Raw genomic sequence first — 18,723 nt, 5'->3', positions numbered from 1 at the left:
AGCGGATTTTTGCCACAGCCATCGAAGAATGAGATCAGAATGTGTCTTGCTTATATGGACTATTTGAAGAGCCGGCCTATTGTTCATCGGATGCACAAAAGCCCGGCGTGCGCACCTGCAAGGGTTTCGCCGGACACAATCAACCGGCAGGAACTACTCAGGAGGAATTCATGAAAAAGGCTTTGATGCTTCTCGTGCTCGGCGCATCTCTCGCGAGCTGCACCGCGACTGAAAAGGGTGCCGGTATCGGCGCTGCATCCGGCGCCATCATTGGCGGCGCAGTCACCGGTAACGTCCGCGGCGCAGCCGTTGGCGCAGCCATCGGCGGCGTTTCCGGTGCGGTCATCGGCAACGTGTCGGAACAGCCGGGCCAGTGCTATTATCGCGATCGCTACGGCCGTCGCTACATCGACGATTGCCCGCGCCGTTACTAATCGGAGCGGCGCTCGACGAGCTCCGCAAGACTGTGGCCCTGGAGCATGCTCCAGGGCTTTTTCATTTATGAAGACATACTTATCGACGAGACGGGGGTACCCCGTTAAACAATTTGCGGCTACACAAGACCAGGAGCTGGTCATGATGGCCGGGGCGGTGATAAGTCGGCAATAAGTTAGCGTATGCAGAACGTAAGCAGCGGGCGGAAGAAGATGAATTACCGGAGGACCGGTTCCGTCGCAGCGATTGCGGCCGCCCTTCTTTGTTCGCCTGCGCTCATCGAGAGCGCCTACGCTTTCAAGCTTTTCGGCATTACACTGTTTGGCGACGACGAGGACAAGGTCGAGGTGATCGACCCGGTCCGCTACGACGCGACTCTGGAAGCCGGTGATGCGGACAAGAAACTCAAGGATCGCCTGGAAACCGCGGCATCGCTGATCGCCGACAAGGACGAGCCTGTATCCGGTGATCTTGGCATCGTCATCAAGGCCCGCGAAGACCGGGACCGCCTGGTTGCTGTTCTCTACGAAGAAGCCCGGTATGGTGGGGTCGTCCGTATCTCTGTTGCCGGAACGGATATCGACGCGCTGCCACCCAACCCCACCTTCGACCACTCATCACCCGTTCCCGTGACGGTTCAGATCGAACCCGGTCCGGTTTTCAAACTTGGCTCGGTACGGTTCGACAAGGATGCGGCCGGTCGCAACCCCGCGGACTACGATCTGGAGCCTGGCGGCGAAGCTGGTTCGCGCGTGATTCTGAAGGCCGGCGAAAAGCTGCTGGTCGACGTCAAGGCAGAAGGTCGACCGCTTGCCAAGCTGACCGAACGGCAGGTAACCGCCGACCATCGCACCAACACGGTCGATGTCGTGCTTGGCGCCATCTCGGGCCCGATCGCACCGTTTGGCATGGTCACGGTCAAAGGCTCGCGCACGGTCGACCCAGCCTTCATCAAACGCTATTCCCGCCTCGACAAGGGCGGCCGCTATTCACCGGTGCAGCTGAAAAAGGCCAATGACCGGCTGCGCGAGCTCGGCGTGTTTTCGAGCGTCACGATTCAGGAATCCGATGCTCTTGCACCGGATGGATCGCTGCCGCTGATGATCGAGGTTTCGGACGGCAAGCAGCGGTATTTCGGCCTTGGTGCCGAATACTCTTCGCTCGATGGAGCGGGTCTCTCGGGTTACTGGGGGCATCGCAATCTGTTTGGCCAAGCCGAATCGCTGCGCGTGGAAGGCAAGGTCTCCGGCATCGGCGCAACGACCGACGTCACCACATTCGACTATTCCGCCGGTATCGTCTTTACCAAGCCGGGCTTTCCCGTGCCTGAGGCAACGTTCGAATCGCGCCTGGAAGCCAAGAGCGAAAATCCAGACGATATCTACGACGCGCAGTCGATCGCCTATTCGGCCGGCTTTTCCTACGAACTCAACGACACCGACAAGCTCACCGCCGGCGGTGAAGTCGCGTATATTCTCGCCGACGATGCCTTCGGAAAGAATGAGTACCTGACGTTCAGCGTGCCTGTCGGCTTCGAACGCGACGCGCGTGACAACAAACTGGACCCAACCGAAGGTTACCGCGCAACGCTTTCCGCCAAGCCTAGTTATGAGTTCTTCAATCAAAGCATTTTCTCGTCTTTCGAGGGCTCGATTTCCGGGTATCTCGGTTTGGGTGCAGAGGATCGGGTCGTGTTTGCAGGCAAGCTGAGTGCGGGGACGCTGGTCGGCGCCGACGAGCTGCAGGACATCCCAGCCACCAGGCGCTTTTATGCCGGCGGCGGCGGATCGGTGCGCGGCTATTCCTATCGCGAAATTTCGCCTTATAACGGCGATGACGAAGCGCTGGGCGGACGATCCTACACTGTGGCCTCTTTTGAAATGCGCGTAAAAGTGTCAGATAGCATCGGCATCGTACCGTTTCTCGACGTCGGTACGGTTTCGACCGAAATCGTGCCTGATTTTTCTGATATAAGAGCTGGAGCGGGGATCGGGTTGCGTTACGCCACTCCTTTCGGGCCGATCAGGCTGGACGTCGCGCTTCCGTTGCGACGCTATGACGACGGTAGCCAGTATGGAATTTATGCCGGCATTGGCCAGGCATTCTGAAAGGTAAAGTTGCCAGCATGACGCTTTTCGTTTGCCTGCTGAGATGGGTCTTCAAGGCCGCGATTGCCGCGGTCGGGGTCCTTTTCGTCATGGCGCTCGGCGTCGTCCTGTTCGTTGCATTGACGCCGTTCGGCGGAAACATTGCGGCAGAGCGGATCTCGGCGCTGGTGTCCACCCCGGACCGCAAGGTCAGTTTCTCTCGACCGGAAGGTCTGCTGTCGGGTGATCTGCGCATCGACAGCCTGACGCTGTCGGACAAGGACGGTGCCTATGCCGAAATCGGCGGCATCGAGGTCGACTGGTCGCCATCGGCACTGGTCTCCGGCGTCTTCCGCGCAGACCGGGTTTCCGCATCGACCGTGAACTTCATTCGTCCGCCGCAGCCGGATGCGACCATAACGACGCAGAGCACGACAAAGTCGTCCGGCTCGCCGCTGCCGGTCGGCATTCGGGTCGCGCAGATAGATCTGCCGGATATCAACCTGTCGCAGGCCCTCTCCGGACGCGATTTTGCGCTGTCGGTGAAGGGCTCGATCGATGCGACCGGCCCCAACATCTCGCTCAAGCTAGAAGCAACCCGCAAGGACGAGATGGATGCGAAGGCATCCGCAGATATCGTCTACGCACCGTCGGAAAACCGCCTGCAGCTGAAGGCCTCGGTCTCCGAACCGCAGGGCGGACTGCTCGCCCGCCTGTTGCGCCTTCCCGGCGCTCCTGCCGTCGCATTGGGGCTGGATGGCGAAGGACCTCTCTCGAACTGGGCCGGCCGTCTCGTCGGCAATGTCGATGGCGCACCTGTCATCTCCGTGGACGGCAAACATGTCCTGGTCGACAACGGCGCCCACCGCGTGGAAATCATCGGTGGCGGCCAGCTTGCAACGCTGATGCCGCCAGCCTTCCGGTCGCTGGTCGAAGGTACAACGGACATCAATGTCGCCGCCATCTACGCGCCTTCGGGTCGCGTCGACATCCAGCGCGGCGACCTCACCTCCGGCGCCGTGAAGATTACCGCCAAGGGCGCATGGGACCCGAACGGCGACAACAGCCTGACGGCCGGCGTTTCCGGCACCAAGGGCCCGGTCTCGATCGCGTGGCCGATCAACGGCCAGGAGAGCCGCTTCTCCATTGATACGATCAATTTCACCCTGACCGGTGCCGCAGCCTCTGCCCGTTTCAATGCGACGGCAGCGCTGAATTCGGCAGAGCTTCCGCAAGGCCGGTTCGGCCAGGTGAGGCTACAGGCTGAAAGCGAGGATCTCGACCTGATCCAGCGGGCCGGCAGCATCCGCAGCCGCCTCACGATTGGTCAGATGAGCTTCGTCAATCCCGACCTCAACCGTGTGATCCGCGGGCCGCTGACGCTCGACGCACCACTTCGGCTGGCACCACCGGCCATCGGCCTGGATGCAGCGACGCTCGAAAGCGCCGGCATCAGCGGCACGGTCAGCGGCGCATTCGATACGTCGAAGCAGACAGTCACTGGCAATTTCCGCATTTCGACCAATGCCTCGGTCCTGCCGCCGTCGCTGGCACCGAAGTTTGAAGGCGCAATTGCCGCCGAAGGCTATGTCGACGCCTCCTCGGCAAACCGCATCAGCCTGGAAAACGTCACGCTTAAATCGAACGCACTCGAAGCTCGCGGCAACGTGCTCTATGAAAACGGCACGCTGGTCAGCCACCTTGCCGGACGCCTTCCGGACATCAAGCGCTGGCTGCCGGATGCCGAAGGCGCCGCAGGCTTTGACATCACCACCAGCGGCCCCACCACGGCACTGGCCGTCAAGGCCGTCGTCAACTCCGCCGAGGCAAGGCTCGTCGGCCGCAAGCTCGAAGATCTGAGCTTCACGATCAATGGCACCGCCAATCCACAGGCGCCGCAGGGCACGATCGTCGCCAAGGGCACTCTGGACAGCCAGCCGATCCGCATCAATGCCGATGTGCAGTCGGCGAACGGCCAGACGTCTGCCCCCAATATCGTCGCCGAAATCGGCCCGAACCGCCTGAACGGCGCACTGACCTTCTCGCCGGAATTCCTTCCCACCGGGGAAGTCACATTCAACTTCCCCGATGTGGCACTTCTTGCCGCACTCGCAGCCCAGCAGGCGCAAGGCGACCTTCGCGGTTCGGCGACCTTTGCCAATGTCGACGGCAAGGCGAGCGCTGTCGTGAAGGCCGAAGGTTCCTTGCTGAAGCGAGGTGCTATCGAGATCGCCCAACCCAAGGTCGACCTGACGATCCCGGACCTGAAGGCGATTGCGGCTGCCGGTTCGATCAGTGCGGCGCGCATCGGCAGCGGCACCAACGTCATCGATAACATGCAGTTGGGTATCACCCACGGTGGTACGACGACGGACTTCAAGCTGTCCGCGACCTACGACAATGCGCCACTCGAGGGTGCCGGCGCGATCCAGACCGCGGACGGGCTTGCTGTCGAGATCAACAGCTTCAATGCGACGCCACGCAAGATCCCCGTGCGCCTCGCTGCCCCAACCCGGATCGTTGTCGAGAACGGCAACGCGCGGTTTACCGACTTTACCATTGCCACCGGCAACGGCCGTCTGTCTCTGAACGGGACCGCCGGCACGGCGCTTGATCTTTCCGCCAAGATCACGTCCCTGCCGGCCAGCCTGATCAACACGTTCGTACCTTCGATCAATGCAGCCGGCGTCATTTCCGGCACGATCAATGCAACGGGCACGACCTCTGCCCCGGCGATCAAATATGATTTGGAATGGAGTGATGCACAGCTTCGCCAGATGCGCGACGCTGGCATCGCACCCTTTCGACTCCAGGCTGCCGGAAGCTTCGCCGACCGTACAGTCACACTAGACCGCACCCGTCTCACGGGATCCGATGGTCTGGAACTGACCGCCGACGGACGCGTGATCCTCAACGCCGACGGCGCGCCGGCGCTCGACATCAATGCCAGGGCCAGATCTGTCCCGGCCAGTCTCGCAAATGCCTTCGTACCGGGCCTCGGCGCAAAAGGCGCGATCTCCGGGACCGTGGTGGCAACCGGAAGTCCCCAGGCGCCGGCCGTTCGTTACGATCTGCGTTGGGCGAACGCCTCCGTCAGCCAGTCGACATCCGCAGGCGTTGCTTCGGTGGATGTGACTGCCAAGGGTACCTATGAGGGTAAGCGCGTAACCGTTGACCTCGGTCTCACCGGCGGCGGCGGTATTTCGCTCACCGGTGGCGGCGCTGTCTCGCTCGAAGGCGATAAGGCGCTGAACCTTAAATTCGATGGGCGCTTTCCGTTTTCCATACTCGCGGGCCAACTTGCCGCCCAGGGCTTCGTGCTGACAGGCACCGGCAATGTCGATCTCGGCATTCGCGGAACGGCCAAGGCACCGCTTCTCTCGGGCAGCGTCACCTCCTCAGGGGCGAAGTTCGTCGATGCCAGGCGCAATCTCGCCATCAACAATCTCGCTCTCAACGTTCGGCTCGACGGCACCCGCGCCACGATCGAGCGGCTGGGCGGAACGCTTGCAAGCGGCGGCACCGTCGCCGTGACAGGCTCCGTAGAGACGACCGAGGGCTTTCCGGCCGATCTGCGCATCGTCCTCAACAAGGCGAGCTATGCGGACGGAAACCTGTTTGCGGTCACCGCTGACGGAGACCTCACGATCAACGGCCCGCTGCTGTCGGGCCCGGCGCTGAAGGGCAAGGTGTCGCTGACCAAGGCTGCGATCACCGTGCCGGCCCGGCTTCCGTCATCACTGTCATCGATCGATATCCGCCACCGCAACGCCCCACGCGACGTTGTGCGCCAGATGGAGGAAATCCGGCCGAAAAGCGCAAAGGGTGCCAGCGAGCCGATCGCACTCGACCTGCAGATCCTGGCACCAAACGGTATCTTCGTGCGAGGCCGCGGTATCGACGCCGAGCTCGGCGGCGACCTGACGATCAGGGGCGACGCAGTCACCCCTGTCATTTCCGGTGGCTTTGACATGCGTAGAGGCCGTATTGTCATCCTGTCAAAGCGGCTGGACTTTACCGAAGGCAAGATCACCTTCGGCGGCGGTCTGGTACCGATCCTCGACATGGAAGCAAACACGAGCTCCGGCCAGACGACGATCACGGTGAACATTACCGGCGTTGCCAACGATCCGACGATTTCCTTCTCCTCCGCCCCTGCCCTGCCGCAGGACGAGGTTCTGGCACGACTGATCTTCAACCAGTCGATGTCGCGTCTGTCGCCGCTGCAGATTGCACAGCTGGCCGATGCCGTGACCCAGCTTGCCGGCGGGGGCTCGACGTCGCTGCTCGAAAAGCTGCGCAGCAACCTCGGCGTCGATGACCTCGACATCAGCACAGACGATACGGGCCAGACGACGGTATCGGTGGGGCGCTACATCAACAAGCGCACCTACTTCCAGGTCGAGCAGGGCGGCCAGAACGGCGCTCAGGCCACCATCAATCTGGATGTCGGGCGTGGCGTCAAGCTGAAGGCCGGCGCCGGCAGCGAAGGCGGCACCGCAGGCGTATTCTACGAAAAAGAATACTGACCAGGTGACGTAGAGCCACCCACAGCCCACCAGACGGGAAACATCCGACTGCCCTGAACGTGGCCGGCAACCGGGCGCAGCAAGAGCTGCCCTGCCTGCGGAGACATGCCAGAACATTAGCGAACTGGTGAGCAAGTTTAGAATTGCGAAATACTCTTCGCATACAGTTAGCGAATTGAAACTTGCCATACGGTTTGCAGCACCGTTGCGGAAAGGTTAGCAGCGCCAGCTGAAAGCCTTGAACCGGACCTGCCGCTGTCGCCGGAAAGGCCTGCACGAACCGGGAAGAACTTTGATGTCCGCGACGATCAACTCGAAGACTTACAGTGGCGATACGCTTGAGATCATCGCCTTCCGCCTTCACGATCAGGAGTTCTGCGTGAAGACCACCACCATCCGCGAAATCCGCGGTTGGGCCCCGTCGACACCGCTCCCGCATGCACCGGCCGACGTCATCGGCGTCATGAACCTGCGCGGATCCGTCATCCCGATCATCGATCTGGCCTTCAAGCTGGGCATGAAGAGCACTGTCGCCAACGAGCGGAGCGCGATCGTCGTCGCCGAGGTGCATAACATGGTCATCGGCATGCTGGTCGATCGCGTGTCCGACATCCTGACCATTCCCGCAAACACGGTTCAGCCGGTTCCGGAAGTCTCCGCTTCGTTCGACAAGTCATTCTCTGAAGGCATCATCGCCAACGAAAACGGCATGATCTGCTTCCTCAACCTGTCAAAGATGTTCAAGGGCACCGAAGTAGAAGAACTCGCTGCCTAAACCATCCCCGCGATTTGAACAAAGGCCGCATGACTAAGTCATGCGGCCTTTGTCGTTTGCTTCGTAATACTTGCTCACAATCCGTTTTCATCCATCACTTTTTAATATTTATGCTTTCTAATATTATCCCGGGGCGACGACCATCCCGCTGTTGGGAAAAGGCGTCAAAAGTACGCAGCCAAGTGTCCGACGCGGCGCGGCAAGGGGATCATCATGCTGGGATTGGGTAAAGCCGGGGATGTGGCGCGGATCTTCGACGCCATATCGCGTTCGCAGGCCGTTATTGAATTTGATCTGACCGGCACCATCCTGGATGCCAACGAGAATTTCTGCCAGGCGCTGGGGTACACGCTCGCAGAAATAAAAGGCAAGCATCACCGCATGTTCTGCGAGCCCGCTTTCGTTGCGTCCGACGAATACCGCTCTTTCTGGAAAGACCTCGCTGCCGGCAAGTTCGAGGCGCGGGAGTACAAGCGGATCACCAAATCAGGCGGGGAAATCTGGATCCAGGCCTCCTACAACCCGGTCATGCGCAACGGCAAACCATACAAGGTCATCAAGTTCGCGACCGACATCACGGCCACGAAGCTGAAGGCAGCCGACGACGCGAGCAAGCTTTCGGCAATCAGCCGGTCGCAGGCCGTCATCGAATTCACACCACAGGGCGAAATCCTCGACGCCAACGAAAACCTCTGCAACGCTGTCGGCTACGATCTGGCCGAGATCAAGGGACGCCACCACCGGATGTTCTGCGAGCCCGGCTATGCGGCGTCACCTGCCTATGCGGAATTCTGGAAGAAGCTGTCGGAAGGCGAGTTCATCGCCGACGAGTTTGTCCGCTACGGAAGGGGTGGCCGCGAGATCTGGATCCAGGCCGCCTATAACCCGATCCGCGATCTCAACGGCAAGGTCACGAAGGTCGTGAAGTTTGCAACCGACGTGACGCCGCGCATGAACGCAATCGGCATGCTGAGCAAAGGCCTGCGCAATCTCGCGGACGGCAAGCTTGACCAGTCACTCGATACGCCCTTCGTGCCGAGCATGGAAACCACCCGAAGCGACTTCAACGAGGTCGCCGCCAAGCTGACCGATGCGATGCGTACCGTGGCGCAGAATGCAGCCGGTATTGCCGCGGCTTCAACCGAAGTCCGTGACGCATCTGGAGAGCTCGCAAAGCGCACCGAGCAGGCGGCAGCCGCGCTTGAGCAGGCCGCAGCAGCCCTTGAGGAAGTGACGCGCACCGTCACCGATTCCAGCAGCCGCGCCGACGAGGCCGGCAAGCAGGTCAGGGCCACCAAGGAAAATGCCGAACAATCCGGCCTTGTCGTCCGCAGTGCCATTTCGGCGATGGACGAGATCGCCGCCTCGTCGAACGAGATCAACAACATTATCGGTGTAATCGACGACATCGCCTTCCAGACCAACCTCCTGGCCCTGAACGCCGGTGTCGAGGCGGCGCGCGCTGGTGAAGCGGGCAAGGGATTTGCCGTGGTTGCTCAGGAAGTGCGCGAACTCGCTCAGCGTTCGGCCAAGGCCGCCAAGGAAATCAAGACTCTGATCAACACCTCGGCGCATCAGGTCTCCAGCGGTGTCGAACTGGTCGGGCGTACCGGCCGATCACTGCAGGAAATCCTCGTGCAGGTGGCAAGCATCCATGAAAATGTCGGCGCGATCGTCGAGGCATCCCGCGAACAGGCAACCAGCCTGCGAGAGATCAGCAGCGCGGTCAATCACATGGACCAGGCGACCCAGAAGAACGCCGCGATGGTGGAAGAAACCACCGCTGCCAGCTATTCACTGGCCAACGAGGCCGATAGCCTGAAGGCTCTGCTCAGCCAATTCGATATCGGCTCCGTCACCTCACAGGTCCGCAGGCCGGAATCGAACTATACGCCGGCAGCAGCCAACGTGGCGCCGCTGCGCATGGTCCAAGGCAATCTGAAAACCGCCGGTGGCTGGGAAGATTTCTGAGACACCCTCAAGAGCAGCCGGGGCGGCGTTCAGGCAACCTCGGCTGGCTCGAAACGGATCCGGTGCGGATGCGTGAAGATCTCGAAATCCTCGCCGCGTGAGAGTGCGACAAGGGTCATGCCTGCGGCGTCCGCCGTGCGGATGGCCAGTGCGGTCGGCGCCGATATGGCGATCAAGACTGGGGCACCGAGAATGGCGGCCTTCTGCACCATTTCTACCGAGATGCGGCTGGTAACGACGACGACGCCTTCGGCGCCCGTGCGGCCTGCGCGCATCACGGCGCCCGCAAGCTTGTCGAGCGCATTGTGCCGGCCGACATCCTCGCGCACCGCAACCAGTCCCTCGCCGAGGACATAGAAACCGGCTCCGTGAACCGCGCGAGTCTGGGCATGCAACGGCTGGGCGGAGTTGAGCGCGTTGCTGGCACGCGCAATGTCGGCGGCTGACAGAAGCATGTCGACACCGGAGACATCAGGCACCGGACGCATGGCCTGCTCGATCGATTCGATGCCGCAAAGACCGCAGCCGACGGGTCCTGCCATATGGCGTCGTCTGGCGCGCAGAGCATCTTCCTTGTCTTCGGCAAGCGTGACCTGAACATCGAGACCGTCGCCCTCCTGGAGCACCTCGATCCCTTCAATCTCGGCGATGGAAGCAATGATGCCTTCCGTCAGCGTGAAACCGGCCGCGAAGTCCTCGAGATCGGCAGGCGTGCCCATCATCACCGCCTGGGTTGAGCCACCGTAGGAAAAGGCGATCGGCACCTCTTCGGGTACGAACCGGCTCGTTTCCTTGACGAGCCCATCGCGATAGGACGTTTCAGCCAGCGAAACGGTCGGCGCGATGCCGCCCTTGTGTTCATCATTCAACGTGGACATCAGGACTTTCCGAGCAGGCGCGCCTCGTGGAGCAGCGCTGAAACCAGTGGCGTATTGGGTTCGCGATGTGGAGCGACAAGACCAACCGTATGGCTGACATGCGGCTCCACGATCGGAATGGTGCGTATATTCTGCGAGAAGCCGAAGGACTCGGCCACGTTCTGCGGCATGATGCTGGCCCAGCGGCCGGTACCGACATGCGCCAGCAGCGTCACCATCGAATTGGATTCAAGCATCGGCCTCGCCGTCACGCCGGCTTCCGCGAGGTGCTGGCTTATAATCCGGCGGTTCTGCATATCCGGCGTCAAAAGGCAGAGCTGCAACCCGGCCATCTCGGTCCAGGTCACCTGTTTACGGTCGGAAAGCGGCGTGCCGTCGGCCGTGACGAGATTGTAGCTTTCTGAATAGAGCGGAATGCTGACGACACGACCGAGCGGCTCGTTGTCGAGATAGGTAATGCCCGCATCGATCTCGAAATTGTCGAGCTGCGTCAGGATCTGCAGCGATGTGCGGGACACGACCGAGAACGTCACATCCGGATACCGGGTCTGGAAAGGCCCCGTCAGGCTCGGCACCATGGCAAGCGCCGTCGGGATGACGGCAAGACGGATGTGGCCTGCTAGCCCCTTGCGGGCGGCGCGCATTTCCTCGCGCATCGTGCGGGCGTCGCCTACAATGCGTTTTGCCCATTCCAGCACGCGCTGTCCCTCTGGCGTCAGGCCCTGATAGCGCGAACCGCGCACCACGAGCTGGACGCCGAGACTGTCTTCGAGGTGCCGGATCGCCGCCGACAGGGAAGGTTGGGCAATGCCGCATTCCTCGGCCGCGCGACCGAAATGGCCTTCCCGTGCCAGCGCAATGAAGAATTCCAGCTTGTCGATCAAAGCCCGCTCCCACACGATATGGCTCTGAATTGCCGGAACTTCCGGCGCCACATCCCATCAAATCACTCTGCCGGCAACTTATAGCGGCAAAAGAAATCGAATGCGCAGGAGATTTCGGCGTCGTCAATCACCTCTTCGTTGGTCGACGCTGGTAGACCGCAGGCTCTGCGAACTCAGGGTGCAGACGGCCCGGGATCAGGCAATCCGGGTTGACGCGAGACGATCCTCTTCCAGCACGATGCCGAGACCCGGCGCATCGCCCAGTTCCAGCCAGCCGTGACTGTGCTTCAGAGGCGAAGCCATCGGATAATCCCGCCGCGCCTCGCTCCATTCCGGATTGTCATATGGGTATTCGAGGAAAGGCGCATCCCCCACGCCAGCGGTCAGATGGGCGTTCGCAAGCACGCCGATGCCATTGGTCCAGCTGTGCGGCGTGAACGTCACGCCCGCCTCGCGCGCCTGATAGACGAGGCGCCGGCAACCGGTAATGCCGCCGACCAGCGCCACATCCGGCTGGATCACATCGAACGCGCGCTCCTCGATGATATCGCGGAATTCCGAGAGCTCGCGGGTCATCTCGCCGCCGGCGATCCTGACCGATGTCGCTTCCTTCAGCGCCCGCATGCCCTTGCGATCGGACCGGAACAGCGGTTCTTCCATCCAGTAGATATCGAGCCTTTCCAGTTCCTTCGCAACCGCAAGTGCATCCTTGAACGTCCATGGCAGTGTCGTATCCCAGGGCATGCGCCAGCCCTGATTGCAGTCGACCATCAGCTCCATGCGATCGCCGACGCGGGCACGGATCGCCCCCAGCGCCTTGATGTCATCCCGCCAGCTCGACCGTCCGCCGGCAGAGGACGAGAAGCGCACCTTCATGGCCGGGAAGCCTTCCTCGACGTAACGCTCCGCCTGATCCGCCATCGCCTGTGGATCGCGCAGCACGCCCGAGGATGCGTAGAGGCGCACCTTGTCCGACCGCCCTCCGAGCATGCGCCAGACGGGCTCTCCATTGATCTTGCCCGACAGATCCCAAAGCGCCAGATCCAGCGGCCAGCAGCGGCCATAGTGAAAGTTGATATGTGAGAGCACCTCGTAGTGCCGCTCCAGATGACGTGGGTCCTGGCCGATGAACAGGTCCTCGTGACCCTCGAAACCCTTCATCAGGTCGCCCGACCCGATCCCCTCCCGGCCCTCGTCGTCCTTGACGCGCACGATGGTGGCGTCGAAATGCCGCCGCGGCCTGCCATCCCAGCTCGCCTTGAACGGCGGATCGAGCGGCAGGCGATGATGGGTGATCTCGATCGATGCGATACGGCTCATGTTCTTTCCTCCGCTGATGTTGCCGGACTGACGAAGACCCCTCCCCACCCTCCCCACGAGGGGGAGGGCTTTAACCCGCCGCAACGCCGGAGATCAATTCCAGACGAGAGACCGCCACGAGTCTTCTCCCCCTTGTGGGGGAGATGGCCGGCAGGCCAGAGAGGGCCTTCCTACCCAAACTGCTGCCAGATGGTTTTGTAGTCGCAGTATTTGTCGATCGCATGCACCGACCGGTCACGTCCGAACCCGGATTGTTTGAACCCGCCAAAGGGCGTCGAGAAATTCGCCATGTCGTAGGTGTTGATCCACACGGTGCCCGCATGGATCGCTTCCGAAACGCGGTGAGCGCGGTCCATGTCTTTGGTGAAGACCGCGCCGGCCAGGCCATAGATCGTATCGTTGGCGAGCCGCAGCGCCTCCTCCTCCGTATCGAACGGGATGACGGCAAGCACCGGGCCGAAGATTTCCTGCCGCGCCAGGCTCATGTCGTTGGTCATGTCGACGAACACGCCCGGCGAGATGTAGAAGCCACCCGTCTCGGAAAGCACCCGCTCGGCCCCGAAGACGCGTTTTGCACCCTCCGTCTCGCCGGCCGCGATCATGCCGAGCACCTTCTCCATATGCGATTCGTCGATCAGGGCACCAATCTGGGAGGACGGTTCGAACGGATGGGCAAGCGCGATATCGCTTGCGGTCACCGCCTCGATCTTTGCGATGAGCTTCTCCTGAACCGAGCGCTGCACCAGAAGCCGGGTCGAGGCATGGCAGGTTTCGCCGGCATTGTAGAAGCATCCCCAGGCGGCAGCCGAGGCGGCGGTATCAAGGTCCGCATCCTCGAACACGACGATGGGCGACTTGCCGCCGAGCTCCAGTGCCACTCGCTTGACGTTGGATTGGGCTGCATACCCCATGATCAGCTTGCCGACTTCGGTCGAACCGGTGAACGCGATCATGTCCACATCCATATGCAGCGCCAGCGGCTTACCCGCCTCTTCGCCGTAGCCGGTGACGACGTTGAACACGCCGGGGGGAAGACCGGCCTCCACCGCCAGTGCCGCAAGCCGGAGCGCCGAGAGAGACGATTGTTCGGCCGGTTTGAGGACGACGCTATTGCCGGCCGCGATTGCGGGACCGAGCTTCCAGGCATCAATGATCATCGGGTAGTTCCAGGGCGTGATGACACCGATCACGCCAAGCGGCACTTTTCGCACCAGGGCCCGGGCATTTGGCCCGGTCGGTGCGACCTCGTCATACTGCTTGTCGATCATTTCGCCGTAATACTGGATGCCATCGGCGCAGAGGCGGACATCGACATTGAGCGAGGCCAGAACCGGCTTGCCGACATCGAGCGTTTCCAGCATCGCCAGCTCTTCCGCATGGGCACGAATGAGTTCGGCCCATCGGAGCATGATCTTCTTTTTCTCGAGCGGCTCCTTCTTGCGCCACACACCGCTTTCGAAGGCTGCGCGGGCAGACGCGACGGCGGCGTCGATATCTACGCCGACCCCGCGCGCGAGTGCCACACCCGGCTTGCCGTCCATCGGGCGTGGACGGGTGAAGGTCTCGCCTGACTGCGCCGGGCGGTAGTCGCCTTCTATGAAAAGACGGCCTTCGAGCTTGAGCGTGGAAAGCGCGCTTTCCCAATAGTCGCGGGTATAGGTCGTGGTCATCGGAGTGTCCCTGTTCCTAAAGCGTCTTCGGCAGCGCCATGATCGTGTTCGCGATGGCATCGATATCGGCGTCCGAAACTTCGCGAACGGTCGAGCGCCGCATCGGCTGGTTTTCCGGCGCCCGCATTTCGGCGGCAAGGTCTGCACCCGAAAAGGCCTCGAACGCCTTCGGCAGCGAGCGCTGCACTCCGCAGCGATCCATGAGGTCGGAAACGAACCCGGGCAGCGCCTGCGCATCGGCAAGACCCAGCACACGGGACGCGTCGTTCAGATCCCGCGTGTCGGCATCGCACAGCCAAGAAAGCGTCGCCTCGAAGCCGAGCGCTGTGGTAAGCCCGTGATGAACCGGCGCAAGCCCGGCCAGCGCATGACTGATATTGTGGGCGATAGCCGTGCCGCAATTGTCGATCGCGATACCGGCATAGCAGGAGCCGAGTAGAACCTTCCCGCGGGCATCGAGATCGCCTGGAGCCTTGGCGGCTGTCTCCAGCGAACCTGCCACCAGCCGCATGGCCTCATGGGCATAGAGTTTCGCGCCGGCATGCGAGTTGCGGTTGGTCGCCGCCTCGAACGCGTGAATAAAGGCATCGAGGCCGCACCATGCCGTGAGGTGCGGCGGAAGCGAAATGGTGAGCTCCGGGTCGAGGATCACGAGATCCGCCTTGGTCTCCGCTCCCCAGATCCACAGCTTCTTGCCTTCCGGCCCAGCGAAGATATTGGTCGCAGACGTTTCCGATCCGGTGCCCGCCGTCGTCGGCACCATGATCTTCTTCAAGGGGTTACGCGGAAGCGGATTGGCCGCCAGTGCATAATGCATCGGATCCTCGTCGGACGCGGCGCAGCAGGCAGCGATCTTGGCGATATCCAGCGCCGACCCGCCGCCAATACCGATGACGAGATCGGAACCGCGGGCGAGTTCACTTGCGGCGCGAAGATGCGCGAGTTTGGGTTCGCCCGAAAAATTCGAATAGAACCGCGCATCGATGCCCGCGGCGGCAAGCTCGGCCGCAAGCGCTGCGGCGAGACCGCTCGATGCCAGAAACCCATCCATGACCACGGTTGCGATCGCGACGTTCTCGAAGCCCTTGGCCGCGGATGCGAGATCGCCGAACAGGCCGGAGCCGAAGCGGATATCTGGAACTGATGACGTCTGAAACTGCATGACGGAAACACCCTGACAGGATCGCTAGCCGTGAGTGTGCAACACAATTTCACATCTTCAAATCCATCGGTTTTTCAGGCTTAATGATGACTTCAGATCATGGAGACGTCGATGCTGGACAGAATTCCGCTGGAAGCCTTCCGCGTCTTCGATGCCGCCTGCCGGCTCATGAATTTCTCCCGCGCCGGTCGTGAGCTTCATATCACCCAGGCCGCCGTCAGCCGGCGTATCCAGGGGCTGGAAGACCAACTCGGCGCAAAACTCTTCACGCGGCGCGGCCGCAATCTCAGCCTGACATCGGAGGGAGACCGGCTTGCCCAAAGGGTGCGCGCAACGCTGGAATATCTGGAGGAAAGTCTGGAGCCGTTCCGGGGCGGCGGAAGGGAAACCATCTCGATCGCCGCCAGCAGCTCGGTCTCGCATCTGTGGCTCGGCAAGCGCTTGAAGGATTTCGACAATGAGAGCCCGTCTGTCTCCGTGCGTTTGCTGACAACCGACGTGCCGTCGGAACTGGCCTCGGAAGCCAACGACCTCGTCATCCTCTATGCCGCCGGCGAACACCCGCGGTGGAACCTCACTTTGTTGATCCGGGAAAGCCTCGTGCCCGTCGCCTCCCCCGCCTATGTGGAAAGACGGGGGCTCGATGCAGCCTCGCTCACCGCAGACGCCATGACCCAGCTGGACCTGATCGATTACGAGCGAGCCAACGCCCACTGGATTTCGCTCAGGCAATGGTTCGCGCGCCTGCCGAAGCCACCCAAGGCAGCGATCAAGCCGCGCCTGTCATTCTCGACCTATTCACTGGCGATCGATGCAGCCTTGCGTGGCGAGGGCGTGACGCTTGGCAGCAGGGGATTGATCGCCGAGGAGCTCGCGTCCGGAACACTGGTGGAGCTTGGTACGGCGCAGCTGGATACGGGCTATGGCTACTATCTCGGCATGCCGCGCTACCGCTCACTCACCCCCGGCGCCGCACGTCTCCACCAGCACCTGCTTGGAAACCCATAGGCACCGACAGCGCAAAAACGAAAAAGGCGGCCCGATGGACCGCCCTTCGTAAATTATAGCGAACTCTGAAAAATCAGGCCGGAACGACGATACCGTTCAGATGCGTCAGTTCGGAGAGGAACTGTTCGAGCTTGGTCTTGTGCTCGTCGCTGTTGGCGTTGTCGATGGCAGCCTGCGTGGCATCGATGCGCTTCTGCAGCGTGTCCTGGTTCAGTTCGGTGACCGGCACAGCGGATTCCGCGAGCAGCGTACAGCTGTCCTGAACGATATCGGCAAAGCCACCGAAAACGACGTATTTGGTGACCTGACCCGAGGCAAGCTTCACGGACACGACGCCCGGCTTGATCGTCGTCATCGTCGGCGCATGGTTGGCAAGCACCGTCATTTCGCCAAGCGTTGCCGGGATCACCACTTCGGAGACATTCTCCGAAACGAGCAGGCGCTCGGGCGATACCAGTTCAAATTTGAAAGCGTCGGCCATCAAGGTCCACTTCCCTCGAGTGTTTCAAGCAGGAATGGCGCGCCGGATCATGTCCCGCGCGCCGTCTTATAGGATCAAGCAGCTTCGGAAAGCTTCTTGGCCTTTTCAATCGCTTCTTCGATCGAGCCGACCATGTAGAAGGCAGCTTCCGGCAGGTGATCGTATTCGCCGGCAACGAGGCCCTTGAAGCCCTTGATCGTGTCTTCGAGAGCGACCAGCTTGCCCGGCGCACCGGTGAAGACTTCGGCGACGAAGAATGGCTGCGACAGGAAGCGCTCGATCTTGCGGGCGCGCTGAACGGTCATCTTGTCCTCTTCGGACAGTTCGTCCATGCCGAGGATGGCGATGATGTCCTGCAGAGCCTTGTAGCGCTGAAGCGTCGTCTGAACCTTACGAGCGATCTCGTAGTGCTCTTCGCCGACAACCAGCGGGTCGAGCATGCGCGAGGTCGAGTCGAGCGGATCCACAGCCGGGTAGATACCCTTTTCAGCGATCGAGCGCGACAGAACCGTCGTTGCGTCCAAGTGGGCGAACGAGGTTGCAGGAGCCGGGTCGGTCAAGTCGTCGGCGGGAACGTAGATGGCCTGAACCGAGGTGATCGAACCCTTGGTCGTGGTGGTGATGCGTTCCTGCATCTGACCCATGTCGGTCGCAAGCGTCGGCTGATAACCAACGGCCGAAGGAATACGGCCGAGAAGAGCCGACACTTCGGAACCTGCCTGGGTAAAGCGGAAGATGTTGTCGACGAAGAACAGAACGTCCTGGCCCTTGTCGCGGAAGTCTTCAGCGATCGTCAGACCCGTCAGAGCGACGCGAGCGCGGGCGCCCGGCGGTTCGTTCATCTGGCCGTAAACGAGAGCTGCCTTCGAGCCTTCGCCGCCGCCATGCTTGTTCACGCCGGATTCGATCATTTCGTGGTAAAGGTCGTTGCCTTCGCGGGTACGTTCACCCACGCCAGCAAATACCGAGTAACCACCGTGCGCCTTGGCGACGTTGTTGATCAGTTCCATGATGAGAACGGTCTTGCCAACGCCGGCGCCGCCGAACAGGCCGACCTTACCGCCCTTGGAATAGGGAGCCAGCAGATCGACAACCTTGATGCCGGTTACCAGGATCTGGCCTTCGGTCGACTGCTCGACGTAGGACGGTGCTTCCTGGTGGATCGAGCGCTTGCCCGACGTGATCAGCGGACCAGCTTCGTCGACCGGCTCGCCGATGACGTTCATGATGCGGCCGAGCGTCTCAGGACCAACCGGAACGGTGATCGGAGCGCCGGTATCGGTAACGCGCTGACCGCGAACAAGACCTTCGGTCGAGTCCATGGCGATGGTGCGAACCTGGTTTTCACCAAGATGCTGCGCGACTTCAAGAACGAGGCGGTTGCCGTTGTTCTCTGTTTCAAGCGCGTTGAGGATCGCCGGCAGTTCGCCGTCGAACGCCACGTCGACGACAGCGCCGATAACCTGGGTCACTTTGCCGAGGGACGTGCCCGTTGCGGTAGCCATGATTATTACCCTCTTTCT

At 61.4% G+C, this 18,723-nt stretch carries 13 protein-coding genes; 6 read left to right on the top strand and 7 right to left on the bottom strand.

Features of this window, described 5'->3' with window-relative positions; genetic code table 11:
• Positions 1-170 precede the first annotated feature (170 nt).
• From ACQY1L_RS16775 to ACQY1L_RS16755, 5 genes are all read left to right on the top strand, one after another.
• Positions 171-434 (top strand): glycine zipper domain-containing protein, encoded by a 264-nt coding sequence (locus ACQY1L_RS16775; RefSeq protein WP_062462576.1) that lies wholly within the window; start codon positions 171-173, stop codon positions 432-434.
• A 183-nt stretch (positions 435-617) separates the two neighbouring features.
• The gene (locus ACQY1L_RS16770; RefSeq protein ID WP_430241887.1) at positions 618-2,543 is read left to right on the top strand and encodes an autotransporter assembly complex protein TamA; all 1,926 of its coding nucleotides are present in this window, start codon (positions 618-620) and stop codon (positions 2,541-2,543) included.
• Between the two features lie 17 nt (positions 2,544-2,560).
• On the top strand, positions 2,561-7,051 hold the full coding sequence (locus tag ACQY1L_RS16765) for a translocation/assembly module TamB domain-containing protein (protein ID WP_430261904.1): 4,491 nt from the start codon (positions 2,561-2,563) through the stop codon (positions 7,049-7,051).
• 295 nt (positions 7,052-7,346) lie between these two features.
• Positions 7,347-7,826 carry a chemotaxis protein CheW gene (locus tag ACQY1L_RS16760; RefSeq protein WP_062462566.1) on the top strand — a complete coding sequence of 160 codons (480 nt, stop codon included), beginning with the start codon at positions 7,347-7,349 and terminating at the stop codon, positions 7,824-7,826.
• Positions 7,827-8,039: 213 nt separating this feature from the next.
• Positions 8,040-9,797 (top strand): methyl-accepting chemotaxis protein, encoded by a 1,758-nt coding sequence (locus ACQY1L_RS16755; protein WP_062581725.1) that lies wholly within the window; start codon positions 8,040-8,042, stop codon positions 9,795-9,797.
• 29 nt (positions 9,798-9,826) lie between these two features.
• Here the strand turns inward: ACQY1L_RS16755 and fdhD are convergent, their stop codons facing one another.
• From fdhD to ACQY1L_RS16730, 5 genes are all read right to left on the bottom strand, one after another.
• A complete protein-coding gene (gene fdhD / locus ACQY1L_RS16750) occupies positions 9,827-10,675 on the bottom strand; it encodes a formate dehydrogenase accessory sulfurtransferase FdhD (protein ID WP_092659348.1) in 849 nt (282 codons plus the stop codon).
• The gene (locus tag ACQY1L_RS16745) at positions 10,675-11,559 is read right to left on the bottom strand and encodes a LysR family transcriptional regulator (RefSeq protein WP_062462554.1); all 885 of its coding nucleotides are present in this window, start codon (positions 11,557-11,559) and stop codon (positions 10,675-10,677) included. Before ACQY1L_RS16745 ends, fdhD begins: the two co-directional genes overlap by 1 nt.
• Before the next feature lie 195 nt (positions 11,560-11,754).
• On the bottom strand, positions 11,755-12,879 hold the full coding sequence (locus ACQY1L_RS16740; RefSeq protein WP_430241881.1) for a mandelate racemase/muconate lactonizing enzyme family protein: 1,125 nt from the start codon (positions 12,877-12,879) through the stop codon (positions 11,755-11,757).
• A gap of 170 nt (positions 12,880-13,049) precedes the next feature.
• Complete coding sequence (locus tag ACQY1L_RS16735; RefSeq protein ID WP_430241879.1) at positions 13,050-14,549, bottom strand: aldehyde dehydrogenase family protein; 1,500 nt, start codon at positions 14,547-14,549, stop codon at positions 13,050-13,052.
• Between the two features lie 16 nt (positions 14,550-14,565).
• Positions 14,566-15,711 (bottom strand): iron-containing alcohol dehydrogenase, encoded by a 1,146-nt coding sequence (locus tag ACQY1L_RS16730; protein WP_430241877.1) that lies wholly within the window; start codon positions 15,709-15,711, stop codon positions 14,566-14,568.
• Between the two features lie 111 nt (positions 15,712-15,822).
• Here ACQY1L_RS16730 and ACQY1L_RS16725 point away from each other — a divergent pair, with 111 nt between their 5' ends.
• Positions 15,823-16,719 carry a LysR substrate-binding domain-containing protein gene (locus ACQY1L_RS16725; protein ID WP_174197128.1) on the top strand — a complete coding sequence of 299 codons (897 nt, stop codon included), beginning with the start codon at positions 15,823-15,825 and terminating at the stop codon, positions 16,717-16,719.
• 73 nt (positions 16,720-16,792) lie between these two features.
• Here the strand turns inward: ACQY1L_RS16725 and ACQY1L_RS16720 are convergent, their stop codons facing one another.
• Both ACQY1L_RS16720 and atpD read right to left on the bottom strand, forming a co-directional pair.
• Complete coding sequence (locus ACQY1L_RS16720; protein ID WP_062462547.1) at positions 16,793-17,200, bottom strand: F0F1 ATP synthase subunit epsilon; 408 nt, start codon at positions 17,198-17,200, stop codon at positions 16,793-16,795.
• 74 nt (positions 17,201-17,274) lie between these two features.
• Positions 17,275-18,705: a F0F1 ATP synthase subunit beta gene (gene atpD, locus ACQY1L_RS16715; protein ID WP_062581713.1), complete on the bottom strand. Its 1,431-nt coding sequence runs from the start codon at positions 18,703-18,705 to the stop codon at positions 17,275-17,277.
• Positions 18,706-18,723 lie beyond the last annotated feature (18 nt).

The sequence above is a fragment of the Neorhizobium sp. DAR64862/K0K3 genome (assembly GCF_050500185.1).
GTDB classification, from domain to species: Bacteria; Pseudomonadota; Alphaproteobacteria; order Rhizobiales; family Rhizobiaceae; genus Neorhizobium; species Neorhizobium soli.
This window is presented reverse-complemented; position numbering and strand designations above follow the sequence as displayed.